This is a genomic window from Paraflavitalea pollutisoli (genome assembly GCF_029360705.1).
GTDB lineage: Bacteria > Bacteroidota > Bacteroidia > Chitinophagales > Chitinophagaceae > Paraflavitalea > Paraflavitalea pollutisoli.
Map to the genome: position 1 here is coordinate 3,779,897 of NZ_JARKMX010000008.1, position 20,004 is coordinate 3,799,900.

The window sequence follows — 20,004 nt, forward strand, 5'->3', positions numbered from 1 at the left end:
TTACACATAATATTGGGGCACGCTTACCTTACCAGCGAGATCATTCCCCTGCGAACGATCTTCTTTTTGTCTTTATCAAGACCTTCCGCTATCCACAGATAAGTTTCTACCGGTTGTAGTACGCCCTTGAACCTGCCATCCCAACCCATGTTCGGATCTTTTGTCGTAAATAACAGGTTACCCCACCGGTTGTAAATACTGAAGTAGTGGAAAGTAGTCAATCCAACCACGATTGGCTTCGCGACATCGTTCTTTCCGTCACTGTTCGGCGTGAACACTCTTGGAACATAGATATCGATCGGCACAAAACGCAGCTTGGCCGGACTGCCGAAAACAATTGGCTTATCAATCACTTTGGCTGTAACCGTTACTGCACCGGCAGTTTTGCTGGCCAGTAAGATGGTAGCATCACCATTCACGTCGGTCAGCACCGGTTGTATGGTCAACACAGTGGCATCCCCCGATTCAATACGGAAGAAGACTTCCTTCAGGTTAAGCGGCGTACCATTGGCGTCCACCACATGAGCTTTGACACTGTTTGTTTCAACACCATCGGCTATGGCATCGTTGCTCACAACGATCAACTTCGTTTCAGGATGAGTAACATCAGGATCCGAGACAAAAAGGAGCGTTGCCGGACTACCGTTGATGACATCCAGGCCATCAGCTTTAGCCGTGATCTCCACGGTTCCACCAATGGTACTGGTGAGCGTAATGATCACTTCCCCTTTTTCATCCGTCACATAAGGGCCAGCCTCGACAATGGTTGCCGTACCGGTTGCCACGGTAAACTCGACAGGCACACCGGGCACCGCGTTACCATAGAAATCTGCCACACGAACCTTTACGCTGTTGGTGGCAATCCCGTTGGCACTTGCTTTATCAGCCAGCACCACCAATTCGGTCGATTTATTGGTAGGCTCAGGTTCTCCAGCTACGAAGGTGACGATAGCAGGACTGCCATTGACGATCTCGACTCCATTGGCTGTCGCTGTCAGGTTTACCCTGCCAGCCACCGTACTATATAAGGTAATGTGTGCGTCCCCATTGGCGTCGGTCAGGATCGGGCCATTTTCAGCGATCGTGGCTGTACCGGAAACGAACGTGAATACAATGTTCGCGCCTTGAATAGGGTGTCCACCCGCATCGACGATCTTGACAACTACTTTATTCAGATCTGCCCCATTTGCTTTTGCATTGTCGGCCTGAACGGCGATATAGGAAAATGCATTGCCAGGATCTGGTGGGCCTAAAATAAACTCTACAGTCGCGGGACTTTGATGCGTGATGGGAGCAGCAACAGGAGACACGATCTCTGCAGTCAACGTTGCCGTTCCAATTACATCGCTGTAAAGGGTCACCACCGCGTCACCGTCTTTGTTCGTAGTGACTGTCGGCCCATCCTTAAAGCTAGCCGTTCCCGCCGCAATGGTAAACCTAACCACTACATTGGGCACTGGGTTACCAAAAGCATCCACCACATGGGCTTTGACGGAGGTAAGTGATTTATTATCGGCTAATGCCTTCTCGATCACAACGATCAGCTTGGTTTCCAAATGTCCGGGATCCGGATCGCCAGCGATAAATTCTACCTGGGCCGGACTACCATATTCAATTGACTTAGTGCCGATCACTGCCGTAACATCCACTTTACCGGCAACGGTACTGACCAATGCCACGATCACATCCCCGTTTCCATCGGTGATACCGAACGCGTCACCAAAGAAGGTAGCGTCTCCACTGGCCTTCGTAAAGTCAACCCGTATACCGGGTACCGGGTTACCTTGCGCATCTTCCACATGTGCGCGAACTTCGTTCACCGCCACTCCATTGGCAAGCGCGCCGGTAGTTTTCACAATAAGTCTGGTAGAAGGATTGCTGGTCGCCGGCTCGTCAACGATAAATTCCACCTGTACCTGGCCACCAGGAGCCGGGTTCAGGATAGCAACACCATTAACTTTCGCCGTCACGCTGACAATGCCTACCACGGTACTGGTAAATTCTATATAGGCATCTCCGTTGTCATCCGTTTTGAACTGGTTGTTATCGTCCTCTACATTGGCAGCACCTATCCAGGAAAACTCTACCGTCGCATTCTTCACAGGATTTCCGTTGGCATCGACGATATGAGCCTTGACCTTGGTGATCGCCGTTCCGTTCGCTATAGCTTTTGGAATGACCACAGAAAGGGTGGTCAGCGGATTGGCGGGCTCCGGATCATCAGCCACAAATATGACAACAGTCGGGCTGCCGTTGGTGATATCTTTTCCATCCACCGTTGCCGTGATCTCAAATTCACCGGCTACAGTACTGGTCAATTGTATTTCGGCCTGGCCGTTGACCAGTGTTGGCGTGGCGCTGGTAAAGAACACCGCACCATTCTTCTTAAAGGTGATGACCACATTGCTTACCGGGTTGCCGTTGGCATCCACGACAAAGGCTTCAACAATGTTGACCGCAATGCCATTGGCCTTGGCATAATTTTGTTTTACCCGCAGATAAGTGGCAGGCTTGGTTACATCTGGCGGACCGCTTACAAAAGTCACCACCTGCGGACTGCCATTCACGATCGGCTGACCGTTGACAGTGGCCACCACTTTGGCAGTACCCACCTTGGTGCTTTTAACTATGATCTCAGCAATACCGCTGGTATTGGTATAAGCAGAGCCATTTGGCAGAGCGGCCGTAGTAGACGTTCCGCCGGGCTCGATCGAAAATATCACCAGCTGTCCCTGAACAGGATTACCGTTGGCATCGACCACTTTGGCTTTCACCGTAGCAAAATCAATATAGTCTGCCACCGCTACAGGATCACCGGGTAACAAGGTGGTTTCCGGACGGGTGGTGGAAGGGTCATCTGCTACAAATTTCACGCTAACCGTATTACCGACCGGATTACCGTTGATGATAGCTCCTACCACAACGTCACCGGCAACAGCGCTTTTTAGACTGATGGTAGCTTCGCCATTGGGACCGGTTGTTGCAACACCGTTAGCGGGAACAAAGCTGGCATCGCCAGATTGCTTAACAAATTGTACTGTTGCATTCGGAACAGGATTGCCGTTGGCATCTACAACAATCACCTTCACCACGGCAAGATCCGCATCATTGGCCTTGGCTACACCCACCACAACAACCAACCTCGTTAATGGGTTACCGGTATTAGGCTGATCCGCAACGAAGCGAACAACACCCGGACTGCCAGAAATAGTCTGTCCACCGAGGGTGGCCGTTACCGATACGGTTCCTGCGTATTTATTGGTAACTTTTATGATGGCATTGCCATTGACATCAGTCTTTACAATACCGGTAAATTCGTCAAATACAGCGGTCCCGGCTACAGAACCACCCGAGATGGTAAATACCACCTCGGCATCTTTAACGGGATTACCGAATTTATCGACGATGTGCGCGCGGAGCACCGTTTGATCGGTACCATTCGCGACTGCTTCATCGTCATCTACGAATAACTTTGTGCTTGGATGCGTTGTGCTGGGCACATCATGAATGAAAGTAATGATCGCCGGGCTATAGTTAATGATCTCCTGGCCATCAACGTAAGCCTTGACATGCACTTGCCCTACAACCGGGCTGGTGTAGTAGAGATAGGCATTGCCGCCTGCAGAAGTAGTGACGGTAGCGCTGCCCACCGGATTACCGGTTCCGCTTACAACCACAAAAGTTACCTGTGCACCTCCTACCGGGTTTCCATTAGCATCGGCGATCCTTGCGCGAACACGGTTACGGTCCACATTGTCAGCAATCGCCATGTCATCTACAACAAACAACCTGGTCGACCCGCCTACAACATCCGGCGGGCCAGCTACAAATTTTACAGTAACAGAAGGCTGAGGGTTTATAATTGGAATATTGTTCACGGTGGCAGTAACGACTGCATCACCTGCTTTTTTACTGATCAGGTAACCAAAGAATTCACCGTTCGCATCCGTGACCCCAGAAAAGATATTATGCTTAAACTCACCCACACTTCCACTCGTAAGCGCAAAGCTCACCGCAGCACCGGGTACCGGATTGCCATTGGCATCGACTATGCGGGCTTTCACCACACCTTCATCCAGGTAATCCGCCGTGGCTACTGGCTCAACGGTAAGCAGAACCGTAGAAGGATTGGTTGGTTCAGGAACATCGGCTATAAATTCAACGATCGTAGGGATATCTCCATATTTAAAGTCGATGCCATTTAATTGGGCTTTTAATATCACTTTCCCTGCTACAAAACTTGTCAGTTCTATTTCAAATACCCCAGAGGCGTTGGTCAGGCCGTCCCATTGAGTGCTGACCGGAGTGGCTGTACCCGATTGGAGTATAAACTGTACGGCTGCCTTATCGATGGGTAGACCCCATTTATCCTTTACGGTAGCCCGTATGATGGTTCGGTCTGTATTATTGGCAATGGCCGTTCCTTTAATAATATCGATCCTGGTATTTTCGGAATCAACAGAAGGATTTTCCGCTTTAAAATATACGGTCACTGTTTTCTTGACAGGGCTGGTACCAATAGAGATGGAGATCGTAAACGCTCCCACCGAGGTCCGCCCTACGGAAAACGTTATCGAACCATCCGGCTGTGTCACCGGTGCTTGCGTAGTTCCATCAGGTAAGAAAAAGTACACCGGAACCTTATCCAGCGGATTGTTGTCCTTATCCACTACCACTACCTTAACAATATTCTGGTCAATACCGTTAGCGATCGAGTTATTCTTGACAATAACGAATTGCGACTTTGTCAGATCCGGGTCGGTTGCCACAGGCGGCTTGCCCGCGTCTCCTGTAAATGCGAAAACGCCCGTATGTACGCCCAGCATACACACAAGCATGGCAAATAGTACCGTCAAATAGCTTTTGAAACGGTTAGCCCCAGTTACGATCGCGGGGACAGCGGGTTCTGACAAAGTAACCATACGGTATAGAGTTTAGTCAATATCAAAATCTATTACTGCGCTACAATGCTTCAAAGCACTATAGATACGATGATCGTTACCGGTGACACCGGTAAGTAATGATTAGGTTATTGATTACAGGGAAAAGTAAAATGCACGGTGTAACCCCTGTCAACGTTGAATAGCCGCCGCACTGTTGGCTGTGTCGCCATTGTGTTGCGTACTCTCTTCGAGACAGCTTAATAACACCCGGTAAACAAAAGGCAGAAAAGGCCTGGATAGTGTAGGGGTTAGGGTCATGATATTGGTTTTAAAAAGTTTAGTATACGGTTTTTAGGATCGATATTGGATTGATGCTTTGCGTGTAAAATTATATCTGTTTCGGGGAATTCAAAATATCCCCTCAAACATTCATAATTCACCTATATATAACACCTATAACTTTTCCGATGCCGATAAAATTGTATCGTTTTGGGAATTTATTTCAGGATGGGTATAATTACGCATAACCCCATTGGATAAGGCATTCAGGCTTTCTTAAACTGGGAAATTGACACGTAAAATACCGCTATTGAGATGTGCAAGGGGTTAACCCCAATTTTTCCACAGTCACAATCGTATTTTTACGAACCTGCTCCCCGCTTGGCATATTAAATAATTAACAATACCACTATTCTGCCCTACCCTGCCCCCAAATTGCCGCTAATATGTCCAAATTGTTAAGAAAACCATACGGGATAGATACTTTTAAACTCTTTTTTTACCTTTTTTGAGCGTTGGACATCATGGCAATTTATTAGCTAAACCCTTGCTGGACTTGCGTTTCACAAAGCCTATCGAAGCTTTACGATAGGGAAACCAGGCTTTTTTTGGTTTTGGGGGCGTGAATTCCCGGTTTATGTTTGCATCATGAAATAAAGAGAACGCAGATCAGGCGTTCATCTCCGGAGAAACTCCTCCTTCTTTTCTGCCTTCAATTGCCTGCCCGGTTGCCCATCCATACGAAGATTTTCTCAAAAACTGTATTTAAAAACTTTTAAACATACTATTATGAAAACGCTGAGAAATTATGGAATGATGGCGATCGCCCTGGTGGCTTTTACTGTAGCCTTTACAAACACCACACTGGCTAACAACGAAAAAGAAAAAGTAGCTGCCGCTATAGAACTGAAGTTCATTGGTCACTACGAAAACCAACCGGTTTTCCAACTGAACCTGACCAACAAAGAAGAAGATGAGTTTACCATTACTTTCCGCGATGACTTCGGCAACGTACTGTACAGCACTAAAGTAAAAGGCACAACGATCTCCAAGAAATTTATGCTGAATGTAGAAGAGATCGGTGACAATGTATTGAATGTGGAAGTAAGATCTAAGAAGAACGCTCAAAGCGAAGTGTACAAGATCAACAGAAACCGCAGCTACGTAGAAGAAACAGTTGTCAGCAAGATAAAATAGTTTACAGGCCGCTTACCTTCTTGAAACAGGGAGTATCAGCAATGATGCTCCCTTTTCTTTTTACGATGGGGATGTTTGAGCTGGCTTTGAAATGATGTTATCACTACATACACAAAAGAAAAGGGTCACTGCCATATTGCGGTGCCCCTTTTCTCTTATATAGTCCGATCAATTAAGCTGCTTTTAAACGTCAGTTTGCTTTTTCTTGCCAAACAATGTAGTATAAAAAATGGGGACCACAAAGATGGAAATAGTCAGGATAGATACCCCCCAATCGGCCGCATGACTTCCCAGAAACTTACTGAAGGTGGTATCCGGCTGAAAATGTTCATAAAGCGATAACATCAACTTGAGACCTAGGATGGCAATGACAATAAAGGCTGCCGTCTCGAGAAAAGCAAACTTCTCCATGAGCTTAACAAATCCCTGCGCCACAAAGCGCATGGCAAGTATACCGATGAATACGCCCAACCAGATCAGGATGATATTGTCGGAGAAAGCAACTGCGGCAAAAACATTATCGATAGAGAAAGCCAGATCCATGATCTCTACCAGGGCTACTGTTGCCCAGAAATTACCAAGCGCACCTACTGTTACCCGATACAACCAATTACTTTTTTTGTCTAACGTATCATCTTCTTCCTCGATCGTTTTTTTACTCTTCCACCAATCCCATACCAGGTACAATAAGTATAAACCACCAAGTGGTTTCAACCACCAGATCTTAATGATATAGGCCGCCAGCAGTAAACAAATACCACGAAACACATAGGCACCAATGATCCCATAACGCAGCGCCCGGCTCCTTTGCTCCTTTGGCAGATCCATGACCATCGTAGCGAGCACGGCAGCATTATCCACAGATAACAGACTTTCAATAACAATGAGATTCCCAACGACCGCCAACGCAGCCCACGGATTGTTGAGTATCTCCTGGATCATTTCATTCATGATGTACGCTTGTTTATGTAAACTTCCTTAAAACCTTAAAAATCACCCACCCTACGGACAGTTTGGGGCGTTCAAAACTATAACATCCCGCTGAATTTTTACCGATAGATTCCGTTGCGAGCCGGCTTGGGCTGTTTTTACAGCCCTCCCTGCAAGTGCCTCCTGCGGGAAATCGGCCTGCAATTTAAATAATATTTGGGGCCAAAAACGGCTTGGGCATCATGGCTCCAAAAACCTGAAACGCAGTACCAGTCTACATTTTAACATTTCCCTCACGCGTTTAGCATGCTGAAATCAGCCTTTTGTTGTGTTGTGGAGCGGTAAATCCCGCTGTAAGTTTGCATCATGAACGAAGGGAATTACAAAACACCGCCCCTTCAGAACAAAAGAACACTAAAGCGGTAGACAATAAGTCCCCAGAAGGGGCAGGCAGCCTGGAAATGGCGCCGACGATTCCAACCGATTGCCAGGCCTGCTGAACCATTTCGTAAAAAACAAAATAATATAAAGAGTATGAAAATCATGAAGAACATCGCAATCCTGCTGATCGCATTTGTAGCCCTTTCAACTACAACCCTGGCCAATGGCGAAAAGACTCCCGCAACATCAACTATAGAGCTGAAATTCATCGGCCACTACGAGAACCAACCCGTTTTCCAACTGAACCTGAACAATGCCACTGAAGACGAATACGCAATCACCTTCCGTGATGAGTTTGGCAACGTACTGTATGCTGCCAAAGTAAAAGGTAGCAACATCTCCAAAAAGTTCATGTTGAACACGGAAGAAATTGGTGACAATGTGCTGAATGTAGAAGTAAAGTCAAAGAAGAACGATAAGTCTGAAGTATACCAGATCAACAGAAACCGCAGCATTGTTGAGGAAACTGTTGTGAACAAGGTTAAGTAATTAGTTTTCAGCTACAGTTAGTTTTCGTTTATGTGTTTGAGTACACCGGACTGCACCGGTGTACTTTTTTTTGTACCTGCTCAATCAAAATCAGCTACAGGATGCTGTTTATAGATCATGTCAGGAACGTTCTTCATGGTCCATGTTTCCTGCCAGGTAATAAATTGTTGTTGCAGTTGAGGATAGGCCAACATCAGCATCGCTTTGGAAGAATTGACATTGACCCGTACCCGTCCATGTTCTGCATAGGTTTTCTCCCCATCTTTATTGGTAAGGCCCGATACCCATACAGGGGTAATGCCGCGCATAGATCGGAGGGTAGAGGCCGCAGGTAGGTTGGTCACCGAACCTGGATCAAACGCGTACTGCGCTCTATAGGCCTCCACTTCATCTTCAAGGTCTTGCAGATAACACTTATTGAAGCGGGCATCAAACATGATCTCACCGGTTTCATATTGCCAGCCATGCATCAGTTCGTGAATAAAGTTGGCAGTAGAGCCTACAGAAAGTATGATGCACTTTTTATGAACATCCCAGGAGGTAGAGCCCACGTCATTGCTGGTTCCTTTCAGCACATACTCAACATCGCTGTTTTCCAGTATGCCGATCTGGGCAATGACCTTTTCTAACTTGTCAAATCTTGCTTGAAGAACAGCCAGATCCTGTTGCGCTTTATCGCTTTTACACTTGGCCCGGTCGAGGATGGCGTAGGAAAGACTATCCCGTTTTGCAAGGATCAACTCCTTATGCCTGGACCATTCGCCCAGACTCAAGGAGTTGATGCCTTTGGGAGAAAGTATTGTTGCTGAAACTGGAATGGGATCATTCGCAACAGATGGAGCGGGATGGCTGGTAACAGCTCCCATACAGACAAGGTTAATGTACAAGACATAGGTAAGGTGAATGGACATATAGCTAAGGTTTAATGGAATGTCAATATCTTATCAGCCATGCCTACGCACGGTCAGCCAATCGATTCAGCCTAAAACTTCGGGTATGTCTTCAACTTGTACGGAGTTCGACGCATTGGTTGTCGGTCAGGGGAAGTGTGGTGCTACTGTTGTTACGCCTTTGGGACTAATCAGAATTGCGGAACAAGTTTAACGAGATTTCGCCCCATTCTCAACATTTCAATGTTAAAAGTATATTTATTTTGATCTATGTTAAGATGTCGCCAACAACACTAAGTGGAAACCTATAATGAAAATAAGCAGATTGGTGTAAGCCGACCCGAAGGAGGTAGGTCGATAAAAGGTGAAAGGGCAGCTGTAATGGCTGCCCTTTCGGTTGTATAGCGATACTGTTTGGTGCGGTATTATCCGATAACTGTAGCGGCACGTTTACCCACGAAATCCCAGTTTACAGCGTTGAACCAGGCCGTAATATAGTCAGGACGACGATTCTGGTATTTCAGGTAATAAGCATGCTCCCATACGTCGAGCCCGAGGATCGGAAATCCTTTAACTTCCGCGACGTCCATCAGCGGATTATCCTGGTTGGGCGTGGAAACGATAGACAGTTTCTTGTCATTGTTCGCTATTAACCAGGCCCATCCACTACCGAAACGTCCTTTGGCAGCGTCGGAGAATTGTGTTTTGAAGGCATCGAATGAGTTGAAGTCTTTCTCGATAGCAGACAACAACTTACCCGAAGGCTTAGCCCCATCTACGGGCGCCTTGAGCGTTTTCCAGAATAACTCGTGGTTATAATGCCCACCGGCGTTGTTACGCATTTTAGGAGAATATTTGGATACACCTGCCAGTAAAGTCTCCAGCGAAGTCACTTTGGTATCGACCTTTTCGGCAGTAACCGCTTCGCCAAGAGCCTTGGCGTAAGCTGCCGCATGTTTGGTGTAATGGATCTCCATCGTCATGGCGTCGATAGAGGGCTCCAGGGCATTGTAGGCGTACGGCAGCGGTTGCTGTTCATACGGCGTAGAAGCGCCGGCAGTTACGGCAGGGGCCTGATTGCAACCGGCAGCCAGTGAATCGAGCACTGGCAATGCAAAAGCAGCTGCCAGTCCGGCCTTTCCTGTTTGTTTCAGGAACTCCCGACGGTTATTAGTGGTGTTTGCCATAGTATAGGTGTGTGTTTTATATTTGATGGAACAATATTACAATGATTGTGGAATGGGCCAATCTTTTTTTCCCGGCTGTTCATGCAATTTTAATACCTGATTATCAGGCACGGCGCTCCTTTTGACGGAACCATGTGCAACGCAATCGATCAGCTAGAAAGCAATATAATCAAGGCAGATAGGCCGCAGTGGCTCGTTGCAGCCAATGCCCGAATAGCTTGATCATCAGGCAAAGAGTGCCTGTTTATACGCAAACCAGGTTCAGACGCCTACCCCATACCAGGTCAGCCACCGATAAAAATTTCCCATCTGCGTAAACCGGAAAGGCTGGGAAATAGCCGTCGGCACTACGTATCCGGCAAATGACCGTGACAAAATACAGGGCACATAAAAAATTAATTTTCAAGTTCTTGTTTTTGAATTTGCTATTTGAATTTTTACTCTTATTTTTGCCCTCCCGAAAAAACGGAGAGGTGCCTGAGTGGCCGAAAGGGCCGGTTTGCTAAACCGTTATACGAGCTTAAACTTGTATCGAGGGTTCGAATCCCTCCCTCTCCGCTCCCGGTTGCAGAAGCAACCTTCAGGAAGTAAAACGCCTGAACACCGGCAAAGAAAATAGATTGCCCAATGCATTGTTGAAGCAGTCGACTCGGGAAGTAGCGCAGGCCGGTAGCGCACCTGGTTTGGGACCAGGGGGTCGCAGGTTCGAATCCTGTCTTCCCGACTGATAAAAAACCCGCAGCGAAAGCTGCGGGTTTTGTTTTTTCAGAGCATGCAGCTCTTGTACGCCAACGCAGCCTTTACGGATCAGGTTGGCTAATGGCGAAACTCAATAGCAATTCACCTTACTGTAAACCACACCTTACCCTGAAACACCCCCGTATCAGTAATACCCTGCACCATACATTGAAAAGTGCCGGTAACAAGATTGGTATGAAATGATACTTCAGCCTGGCCCTGATCATCCGTCAACAACAAGGGCGCCCAATAAAGCGTCGTTCTATGAAGTAACTCGGGCGGATTATCAGCGGTTACATCCAGATCATAAAACACCTCCGGATACCAGGTAGCATTGATGGACTGTATATGCTTAGGTCGCCCCGGGTAAGCACAATGATAAATGACAGACCTGGTACCCAACGCCCCTTCTACAGCATATCGTTCTCCTTCTACCGGCAACCGCGTTCCTTCTGCACCTTTGGGGTGTATCGGGCAATTCAAAAAACCAAGACGGCACACATAGTCATCGCACACACCATTATCGTTCATCTTCGACACATATTCATCCCGGTTTACCGTTCTCGTAATCACCACCTCCTCCAATAGTTTTCCTGGCGCCGCCCGCAACTGATCCTTTTCTTCCCAGGACAATTCATCGGCTTGCAATCCGTTCAACGGATAGTACCGTTGCGCAAGCTGCTCGTTTACTAGTTTCTCCGTACTATCGAGCAGCACTTCATACCCTATAGGCGTTTTCGATACCAGCGACAACAATAACTTTCTCTGTGCCTGTCCCCGCAAGGCAGCTGCCGGCAGATCAAAGCGACCAGCCTCGTCGGTTGAAAGGATGATGGTCGACTCGCCGGCCAGTAGCAACTGAGCTGGCTTTTTCAACTTGCGTCCCGTATACACAACAGCTCCACCACGCAAAGGTCCGGCAGGAACTATATCCCGGAAAGCATCCGGAACATGACCTGCCAGCATAGGCAGCACTGTTTCCAATCGTCCGGGTGGCATGTCAGAAAAAGCCCACGAGGGCGGTTGCCCGATATGCCGCCCAATACCATCATACTGCACAATATCGACCGGCTGACTACCAAGCGTTTTGGCAGCGGCCACCGAGAAGGAAAAAGCACCTTTTACCGGTCGCCCCTGTTGATCTTTTAAGGAAATCCTTGCCGTCACTATAGATTGCGTACGGTATTGACTGGAATCGGTTATAACGTTGGCAATCATATGATCGCGTGGCAGCACTACTACCCTGCAGGCTTGTTGCCAGGTTCCCTGTTCATCGTACATCACCAGGTTGATAAGCCCTTGCGGCCAGTCGGCTACCGGCAATTTTACCAAACCTCTACCGGCAGGCAATGCCACCATCATATTAAACAACAAACTCCGCTGGTCGTGCGCGACCAACAGACATTGCTTACCGGGTGCTGGCACCATGACCTCCATCAACAGGCTGTCTTTCACTATAGGGTTGCGTACGTGCAGTCCATAGCCCGATCGTTGTATCGCAGGAAACGATCCATGTAGTACTGCATCGCCTGGCATGCGTAATGTATACTCCCTACCCGCCACTGGTGTAAATACGAAGGCCCCTATACCTGTACGATCAGTCTGAAAGCTGGCAACACTGTCTCCGTTTTCCAACAACACCAGCCGCGTCGCCAATGTGTGGTAATTCCTATTGTGCACCTGCACCGTCATACGCGTCTTTACGCTGCTGACCAATTGACCACCTTCAGGATAATAGCGGGCTAGCCATTCCGGTGCCTCCCATTGCACCACTTGTTTAAAAGGCATCCACTTGTCTGGCCCGCCTACCTGCCCCCTGATCTCCAATACACCTCCCGCATGAGAAGTGGACACACTGACCGGAAATTCTCCAAAAGCATCGGTTTTACCAGTTGATTGTCCGATAAGCTGCCCGTCAGCATACAGAAAATACCGGCAACTGGTGTTGCCCGCCAACCCGCCTTTTGCTGTGGTAATTCGTCCCAGGAGGCGCAGTGAATCATTGGCCTGCGAAGGCTTTACCGAAAACCTGATCCCGTAAGGAGGTTTACCGGCCCCTAATAAGGTGATGGGTTGCCGGAAAACAGGCAGTTGATCAGCCTCTAAAAAACGATTGGTATACGCAATAAGACTGTATTCACCTGCTTGCAGGGAATCTGGCACAGGCATATTGCCACTACCCAGCCCTTGCTGCAACACATACCTGCCCGAACAGACAGGTTGCTGCGTCATATCGTTGACGAGTGCTATGTACAAAGTATGGTAGCGGCTTATATCGGCACTATGTAACAGGTAGGCAGTAAACCAGATATCATCTGTATGGGCATAGACAGATTTATCAGTATGAAGATACAGGTCGGCTACACCGCGCGCGGTGTCACTCAAAGGCAATTTCTTTTCAATACTGGCTACGATGGCATCGATATCCTGAGCACGGACCGATAGGGAAAAGAACAAGAACAAGCAGGATAGAAGGCGCGCATAACGCATATGGCTGGCTTATTCCCTAATTTACGTCATTCCCGGTCAACCTACAGCAAAAGCGGATAAAATCCCCATAACCTGCAGAGAAATCCCAACCAGGACTTTACCAATAAGGCCACCGCAGCGGCTTACAGCGCGACCTGCTCTTTCACTTCCTGCTCCATAGCCCTCACCTTCATGGTGCGATAGGCTGATATACCCGAAATGATGATCTTCAACCCATTTTCATTGACAATTTGAAGGTGGGCTTTGATCTGCTCGGTCAATCCCTTTATCAACTGAAAACCCAGGGTAGTAGAATTGGTAAAATCAAAATCATGGTGAAGTCCTCTGCCATTATCCGCCATCACCAGCTCATACACATCATCATCGGTCGCTTTCAGGCAAATGCTGATCTTTCCCAAGTGGTCTCCGAATGCGTATTTCATGGAATTGGTTACCGCCTCGTTGATGATCAGGCCCAGGGGTACCGCTTCTTCTACATTGAAGGCCGTGTGGTCGATGTCCAAATCAATACGAACGGAACGGTACTGGCTAAAGCACTCTTTCAGATGGTCTACCAGTTCAGGTATATAGTCGGCCATATCAATCGTCTTGTTATCGTCTGTCTGGTAAAGCTTTTGGTGAATGAGTGACATCGAAAAGATACGTGATTGGGAATGCTGTATTGCCTCCAAAGCATCATCCTGCAGGTGGGTGGATTGCGACTCCAATAAACTGACAATCGTATGCAGGTTGTTTTTAACGCGGTGATGCATTTCCTTCAATAGCCAACTCTTATCTTTCACAAGTTGCTGCAAGAGGGCATTCTTATCGGAAATAACTTTGTTCGACCTCAGTTTGGTCCAGAACAACCAGCAGAGCAAAGCAACGATCACCAATAAAAGGGCGATGACAAGCAGCGTAACTTTCCGGCGTGCTTTATCTCTGTCGATATTCGCCTTTTGCTCCAGAGAGTTTTTCTCGAGGATTTCAAATTCCCGGGCTTTGAGTTGCAAGGCAATTTGATTTTTTTGGCTAAGCAGCGATGTCTCTGTCAACTTGGCCTCCCGGATCTGCGCTTCCTGTTCCATTCTCTCGGCGTTGTGGTGGAGGATCAGAATATTTTCTTTCTGGGCACGCAGTTCAGCTTCCTTTTTACTGGTTTGGTATTGCGTCTCCAGCTCTTCCGCGAGCCGGGCCTTACCCACCGTAAACAAAGAGTCGGAGAGCGTTTTGCTTTTTGACAACAATTGGTACGCTTGTTCATATTGCCCAATCGCGGCTTCCGCATTGGCCAGGTACTGTAGGTTATTGGCGATCACGGAATTATTTTCGACACCCAACATGGATTGCGCTTTACGCAGAAATTCAACGGCCTTTTTAATATTCCCCCAGTCATAGTAGAGTTTGCCCAGGTAATGATACACCTTGCCATGCGGCATATTATTCAATTCGGCGAAATGAATAGATTGCTGATAATTCAATTCAGCCTCCCGGTACTGCTTCATTTCACCATGCACACGGGCCTGTGCCAAATGAAAAAAACTTCGATCGATATCCGACTGCATAGGCAATTTTCGTTGCAGCGATTGTAGCGCCGGCCACACTTCCACCGTTCGCCCAAGCATCTGCAGGCTATAACAGTAATTGATGGCCACTGCATACATACTAACAGTCTTAGCAAATCGAAACGGATCAGCGAGCAGTTTCCCGCCGTAATAGACCACCTTGTCGTGCTTTTCCTGACGGCCGTTTAGGACATTCAAACAGAAGTAGACCAAGGCAACATCCTCATCACGGCTGTTTGCCTGCAGCGTTTTCTCCGCTTGTATGGCAAAGTCCATGGCTTTGTAATAATTACCTTCGCCAGCATATAATTGGCTTGCATCACACAATACCCTTGTCCGGGAAGTATACCCCTGCCCATCATCATACGTAAGTGCCAGGAAATAATATTTTTCTGCAAGTGCCGGCTGGTGTCGTCCTTTGTACTGGTTAGCAATTTGCTCCAGGGCCAATACGGTTCCATTCCACTGTGCTTTTGTTTTGCGTGCCAATCGCTGGGCAACCTCACTATAGGCTATTGCAGAGTCCAGGATTTTTCGGCTTGTAGGGAAAGAAGCTGACCTATGGCAATTGAAGATCGTCAGACACAACAATAGCTTAAGCCTGGTGGTATCATTCATTACCGGCAGTAATTTCTCGGCCGATGAAAAATCTTCCTGTTCCACATGGATCATACCTCTCAGCAACATGGCTTGCTGCACCACGGTCTCACTATGAAGGCGGGTGCCGACTTCACCCAGTAACCGACCGAAGACCAATGCACTGTCAAGATCACGCTGGGTCTGTCCATCTTTATATAGATAGGCATAGCCAAGCTGCAATAGGGTGGCGACCTTTCGGCCATCTGTACGGTTATGCTGTAATTCGGTCAGCAAGGCAGGTATCCGTTCCTGACCTATCCAAATTTCTCCAGGCAAATACTGCCCATAGCCTATGGAGCAATGAAAGACAACAGCTATCAATAGCGCAAGCTTTTTCATTTTGGTTGGTTTCGGCAACAGGTTAAAGTTAGTCAATTAGGCAAGCCGTAAAATAGGCCCCTCACCGTACCGTTACCAGTTTGCGCTTTTTTGATACCTAACCTCGTACAGCGGACCACTGAGAGCAACCCAACCGGCGAGTCAGCCAACCCAACCGGCCTGCTGAAAAGCAAACTGGCCCGCCGAATGAACGACAGGCCAGAACACTTATAATATAATTATCTAACTAAGCGACAGGCTCAGGTTTACGGATCTTCTCTTTTTCAAATTTCACTTCACCAGTTTCCACCTGGTAAAAAGCGGCCGCCAGGCCAATCTCACCATTTTCATACATTTCACGGAGAATGGGGCTGCGCTCCAGGATCTCTTCGAGGGAGATCTGGGTATTGGCATGGGCTACTGCCTCTACAAACTCAGGACCGGATCCCTCCTTACCCTCTTCACTGACTTTGTCGATCGCAGGCTGCACCTTTTTGAGCAATCCGGTCAGGTTACCAAGTTCTACATGGTTGCAGGCTCCCTTGATAGCGCCGCATTTGCTGTGTCCCAACACCACGATGAGCTTGGAACCAGCCACTTTACAGGCAAACTCCATGCTGCCCACGATGTCGTCGTTCACCACGTTGCCGGCAATACGTACGCTGAATACATCACCCAGCCCCTGGTCGAATACCAGCTCAGCAGAAGTACGGCTATCGATACAACTCAGGATCACCGCGAAAGGCCATTGCCCCTCTTTGGTTTCGTTTACCTGCTGTAGCAGATCACGGTTGTATTTCAGGTTGCTGATAAAGCGTTTATTGCCTTCCTTCAGGAATTCCAGGGCCATTTCAGGAGTCGTCGTTGACTGCGTTTCTTTATTATGTGTCCTCATGATCGAAGTTTTTTGTTTGTTTTTGGGATGTATAAAATAACAGCTCAATACCGCAGTCGTGTAAAGACCAGGGTTGGGCATATTGATTCAAAAATGTAGGGGATAGCCGGTTACGCTTGTCGCAACTGGTCAATAAGAACAGGCTGGTTACAGCAAATGAGTGGAAAGCTCGGGAGGTAATAACAGATCATCGCCATGTTGCCAGGGAAGATTGTCCGTGCGATGAACATAAAAGCTGATCTTACCCGATGGCTTAAATTGATCTCCGGTCCAGTGACTCAGGTCGTATTCCTCCATGAAAGAAGGATCTTCATCGATCAGGTGTTTCACCGCTTCTGTTTCCGTTTCGGCACAAAGCGCAGATTCAATATCGGCCAGCTTCGTTTTCACGGGTGTCGTCAGGCGGTAGAAGTTCACCCCCAGCAACAGCAGGAAACAAATTGCGGTCAATATTTTAACAAGGCTTTGCATGTCCTTGCGAATATAGACAAAAGCCGAAATAAACGCGCCAGCAGCCTGTTAAATATATATTAGGAAGAGTGAATATCAGTGAATTACAAATAAATCTAATTGAGGAAGGTATAATGCATTCATCTATTTCTGAGCCGGCAGCGCTTCTAATATCTTGCCGATCATTTCTCCCATATTCCTGTTCTCTATCCACCGCACCACGGCTACCAACTCGTGTTCCGGATCGACATAAATAATATTGGTACCATTGCCGACATGTATAAAGGAGGTGACCGGTGCCTTGGCGGCCATCTTATGGTCGGTATTCAGGAACCAGTTCATATAACCATACGTGTTGTTGGCGGCAGTCGGCGTCAATGCCTGTTTCACCCATTGTTCCGATAATAGCTGCTTGCCCTCCCACTTGCCCCGGTGTAAGGTCAACAAGCCAAAACGGGCCATGTCATAGGCATGTATGTACATGCCACCGCCCCAGTGCCCACCGCCACTCACGGATTGTACCGGAACACCATCGAGCACGATCCAGGAATTGTTGTAGCCCATCCAGCGCCAGGTAGTGGAAGCGCCGATCGGCTCCATGATCTGGGTTTTTAGTACCTGGGGCAGCGGCTGCCGCCATACCTGCGTAGCAGCCAGTGCTAACGCATTTACCCGTACATCGTTGTATTTATAGACCGTACCAGGATTGTTGCGTGCCCGGGTACGCCAGGTGCTGCTATCGCCCTGCGGACGATCGGCCCAGTCGGGCTTGCCCCATAACGTACCTTCCCAGTCACTCGTTTGCCGTAGCATCACCTCCCAGGTGAGCATGCGGTTGTGAGCCGAGGCAAAAGGCGTGATCACTTCCGTAGCGCCGCCCGGATGAAACACTTCGATCGGCGGTATATAGTTAGCTACTGTGTCATTTACACTTCGAATCAATCCCCGATCCACCGCTAATCCTACCACGGTAGATAGAAAACTCTTGGTAACACTATGGGTTATATCGACCCGCCAGGGATTGCCCCATTCTGCGACCACATATCCTTTGTAAATAATAAGTCCGCTGGGATCTGCCCGGTCTTCCAAGGCACCTACCGGCTCACTGAAAGGCTCCCGCCCAAATGACTGCCGTTGCGCCGCCACCATATTCCGGGGCTGCTTCGATTCATAACGCTTGGCAAATGCTATGGCAGAATCGATCTTTACCGGGTCCAGCCCGAGGTTTTGTGGCAAACGATGCGCCCAACGGTCCCGGGGCGGAAAATAGGGTTTCGTTCGCTGCTGGGCCAAGGCGGCAACACCCATCATCAGCAGGCAGGTAAGAGAAAGCGATTTCATCATGAGTATTAGACGCTATTTTAGGCGAACATACTGCTCGATATTCAGCCTGTCAACTCCAAGATCTTTGATATGCTCTACCCCACGCTGTACCAGCGTATCACCTTTGATAGTCACAGTAAATTCAAACGAATTTCCCTCCCATTGGCGGGCAGTGCAATATTCCAGGTGTTCGGTATACAGGGAGTCCTTCAGCGTGTAGCTGCCCCCACCAGAAGAATAGATGGCTGCCGAATCTTTCCCTTTCGCCAGGTCGTGGTGCAAAAAGGCAAAATGATCGTCGTTGATGATCTTGATAAAGGACTGACCTTTCGTGTAGTCGGTCACCACCGTATCCCCTTTTTCGATGAGTGTACCGGTTTGCAGTTTCCAGGTACCTATCAGGGCAGGCGCCGCTTTGACCGGCGCAGGTGGCGTTTGGCAGGAGATAATAATACCCGCAAATAAAGCAGTAACAGTTAGTTTGATCATATTGGCATGTTTCGACAACCAATATACAAACTAATCCGTGTGACTGGTCAACTAATGCAGGTGATAGGTGATGCCCAGCGTACCGAAAATATTATAGAGCGGAAAATCCATGCCCTGAAAGGAAGACGGGAACAAAGGGCGCAGACCCCAGCTTAATTGTACCGAAGCCGATAATTTACGGGCGATCAGCAGGTCACCGCCACCATATAATCCCACGTCAAAACTGTTGATCTCATCGCCAAAATCGAAGGTAGCCACGTCTATATTTACCTTTTCACCGGTAGGACCTCCATTTCGGATATAGCCATCTGATACATTGCCTTCAAATTCGGAACTGAATAACCATGACATATACAGGCCCAGCCTGGCCTTCCAGCGGCGATTGAACTGGTAAACCCCATATACCGGAACGGTTACATAAGCATTACTCATCCGGGTCTCGTTACTACCGGAGAAGGTGCCGGTGAAATCATTGGTCTGGTCGCCGTCCTTCACAGAAATGATGGTGGGGAAATAGATCACTTGTGCACGTGTGCCCATTGCTTTATAGTCAAGCTTCACAGAAGCTCCGATACCCCATTTTTGGGGCAGCAGGTATATATATTCATACCCGATAGAAGGTGACATCCTTGGCCACCATCCATCTATCTTTCGGATGGTATTGGGAAATGGTACAGGAGCCGCAGCACCGAGGTTGAAGCCAGCCAATACATTGCTTTCATGCCGGCGCGTTCGTACCGTTTCCTTGTCAGACGACTGGGCAACCGTAGCTATAGCCGTCAATAACATTAAATAGATCAATAGAGATTGCTTCATAGATCG

At 48.0% G+C, this 20,004-nt stretch carries 14 protein-coding genes and 2 tRNA genes; 4 read left to right on the forward strand and 12 right to left on the reverse strand.

The features are described from left to right. Positions 1-23: 23 nt before the first annotated feature. Complete coding sequence (locus P2W70_RS28750; protein WP_276485028.1) at positions 24-4,856, reverse strand: Ig-like domain-containing protein; 4,833 nt, start codon at positions 4,854-4,856, stop codon at positions 24-26. A 216-nt stretch (positions 4,857-5,072) separates the two neighbouring features. Continuing rightward, positions 5,073-5,201, reverse strand: a complete 129-nt coding sequence (locus tag P2W70_RS28755) for a hypothetical protein (RefSeq protein ID WP_276485029.1) — start codon at positions 5,199-5,201, stop codon at positions 5,073-5,075. Between the two features lie 750 nt (positions 5,202-5,951). Between P2W70_RS28755 and P2W70_RS28760 the strand changes: the two genes are divergently transcribed. Next, positions 5,952-6,359 carry a hypothetical protein gene (locus P2W70_RS28760; protein WP_276485030.1) on the forward strand — a complete coding sequence of 136 codons (408 nt, stop codon included), beginning with the start codon at positions 5,952-5,954 and terminating at the stop codon, positions 6,357-6,359. Between the two features lie 183 nt (positions 6,360-6,542). Here P2W70_RS28760 and P2W70_RS28765 read toward each other — a convergent pair whose 3' ends face one another. Then, a complete protein-coding gene (locus P2W70_RS28765) occupies positions 6,543-7,310 on the reverse strand; it encodes a TerC family protein (protein ID WP_276485031.1) in 768 nt (255 codons plus the stop codon). Positions 7,311-7,832: 522 nt separating this feature from the next. On the opposite strand from P2W70_RS28765, the gene P2W70_RS28770 reads away from it, so the two are divergent. After that, positions 7,833-8,219, forward strand: coding sequence for a hypothetical protein (locus tag P2W70_RS28770; RefSeq protein WP_276485032.1), 387 nt, complete (start codon positions 7,833-7,835; stop codon positions 8,217-8,219). Between the two features lie 80 nt (positions 8,220-8,299). On the opposite strand, the gene P2W70_RS28775 is transcribed toward P2W70_RS28770, so the two are convergent. After that, on the reverse strand, positions 8,300-9,130 hold the full coding sequence (locus tag P2W70_RS28775; protein ID WP_276485033.1) for a hypothetical protein: 831 nt from the start codon (positions 9,128-9,130) through the stop codon (positions 8,300-8,302). Between the two features lie 404 nt (positions 9,131-9,534). Next, positions 9,535-10,296 carry a superoxide dismutase gene (locus tag P2W70_RS28780; protein WP_276485034.1) on the reverse strand — a complete coding sequence of 254 codons (762 nt, stop codon included), beginning with the start codon at positions 10,294-10,296 and terminating at the stop codon, positions 9,535-9,537. A 467-nt stretch (positions 10,297-10,763) separates the two neighbouring features. Here P2W70_RS28780 and P2W70_RS28785 point away from each other — a divergent pair. Together P2W70_RS28785 and P2W70_RS28790 are read left to right on the forward strand one after the other, a co-directional pair. Continuing rightward, positions 10,764-10,854, forward strand: a tRNA-Ser gene (locus P2W70_RS28785). A gap of 92 nt (positions 10,855-10,946) precedes the next feature. Further along, a tRNA-Pro gene (locus tag P2W70_RS28790) sits at positions 10,947-11,020 on the forward strand. Between the two features lie 116 nt (positions 11,021-11,136). Here P2W70_RS28790 and P2W70_RS28795 read toward each other — a convergent pair. The 7 genes from P2W70_RS28795 to P2W70_RS28825 all read right to left on the reverse strand — a co-directional run bounded on the left by P2W70_RS28795 (position 11,137) and on the right by P2W70_RS28825 (position 19,998). Next, entirely contained in the window at positions 11,137-13,524 is a 2,388-nt protein-coding gene (locus P2W70_RS28795) for a hypothetical protein (RefSeq protein WP_276485035.1), read from the reverse strand. Positions 13,525-13,646: 122 nt separating this feature from the next. Beyond that, the gene (locus tag P2W70_RS28800) at positions 13,647-16,046 is read right to left on the reverse strand and encodes a tetratricopeptide repeat-containing sensor histidine kinase (protein ID WP_276485036.1); all 2,400 of its coding nucleotides are present in this window, start codon (positions 16,044-16,046) and stop codon (positions 13,647-13,649) included. A 226-nt stretch (positions 16,047-16,272) separates the two neighbouring features. Continuing rightward, positions 16,273-16,920, reverse strand: a complete 648-nt coding sequence (locus P2W70_RS28805) for a carbonic anhydrase family protein (protein ID WP_276485037.1) — start codon at positions 16,918-16,920, stop codon at positions 16,273-16,275. Positions 16,921-17,067: 147 nt separating this feature from the next. Then, a complete protein-coding gene (locus P2W70_RS28810) occupies positions 17,068-17,391 on the reverse strand; it encodes a hypothetical protein (RefSeq protein ID WP_276485038.1) in 324 nt (107 codons plus the stop codon). Positions 17,392-17,514: 123 nt separating this feature from the next. After that, a complete protein-coding gene (locus P2W70_RS28815; protein ID WP_276485039.1) occupies positions 17,515-18,714 on the reverse strand; it encodes a serine hydrolase domain-containing protein in 1,200 nt (399 codons plus the stop codon). Positions 18,715-18,726: 12 nt separating this feature from the next. After that, complete coding sequence (locus P2W70_RS28820; RefSeq protein WP_276485040.1) at positions 18,727-19,182, reverse strand: hypothetical protein; 456 nt, start codon at positions 19,180-19,182, stop codon at positions 18,727-18,729. A gap of 51 nt (positions 19,183-19,233) precedes the next feature. Continuing rightward, positions 19,234-19,998 (reverse strand): outer membrane beta-barrel protein, encoded by a 765-nt coding sequence (locus P2W70_RS28825; RefSeq protein ID WP_276485041.1) that lies wholly within the window; start codon positions 19,996-19,998, stop codon positions 19,234-19,236. Positions 19,999-20,004 lie beyond the last annotated feature (6 nt).

Coding starts and splice junctions, on each gene's coding strand:
- P2W70_RS28780 (WP_276485034.1), bottom strand. CDS start 10,296: ATGGCAAACACCACTAATAACCGTCGGGAGTTCCTGAAACAAACAGGA.
- P2W70_RS28820 (WP_276485040.1), bottom strand. CDS start 19,182: ATGATCAAACTAACTGTTACTGCTTTATTTGCGGGTATTATTATCTCC.
- P2W70_RS28800 (WP_276485036.1), bottom strand. CDS start 16,046: ATGAAAAAGCTTGCGCTATTGATAGCTGTTGTCTTTCATTGCTCCATA.
- P2W70_RS28825 (WP_276485041.1), bottom strand. CDS start 19,998: ATGAAGCAATCTCTATTGATCTATTTAATGTTATTGACGGCTATAGCT.
- P2W70_RS28810 (WP_276485038.1), bottom strand. CDS start 17,391: ATGCAAAGCCTTGTTAAAATATTGACCGCAATTTGTTTCCTGCTGTTG.
- P2W70_RS28805 (WP_276485037.1), bottom strand. CDS start 16,920: ATGAGGACACATAATAAAGAAACGCAGTCAACGACGACTCCTGAAATG.
- P2W70_RS28775 (WP_276485033.1), bottom strand. CDS start 9,130: ATGTCCATTCACCTTACCTATGTCTTGTACATTAACCTTGTCTGTATG.
- P2W70_RS28795 (WP_276485035.1), bottom strand. CDS start 13,524: ATGCGTTATGCGCGCCTTCTATCCTGCTTGTTCTTGTTCTTTTCCCTA.
- P2W70_RS28760 (WP_276485030.1), top strand. CDS start 5,952: ATGAAAACGCTGAGAAATTATGGAATGATGGCGATCGCCCTGGTGGCT.
- P2W70_RS28815 (WP_276485039.1), bottom strand. CDS start 18,714: ATGATGAAATCGCTTTCTCTTACCTGCCTGCTGATGATGGGTGTTGCC.
- P2W70_RS28770 (WP_276485032.1), top strand. CDS start 7,833: ATGAAGAACATCGCAATCCTGCTGATCGCATTTGTAGCCCTTTCAACT.
- P2W70_RS28755 (WP_276485029.1), bottom strand. CDS start 5,201: ATGACCCTAACCCCTACACTATCCAGGCCTTTTCTGCCTTTTGTTTAC.
- P2W70_RS28765 (WP_276485031.1), bottom strand. CDS start 7,310: ATGAATGAAATGATCCAGGAGATACTCAACAATCCGTGGGCTGCGTTG.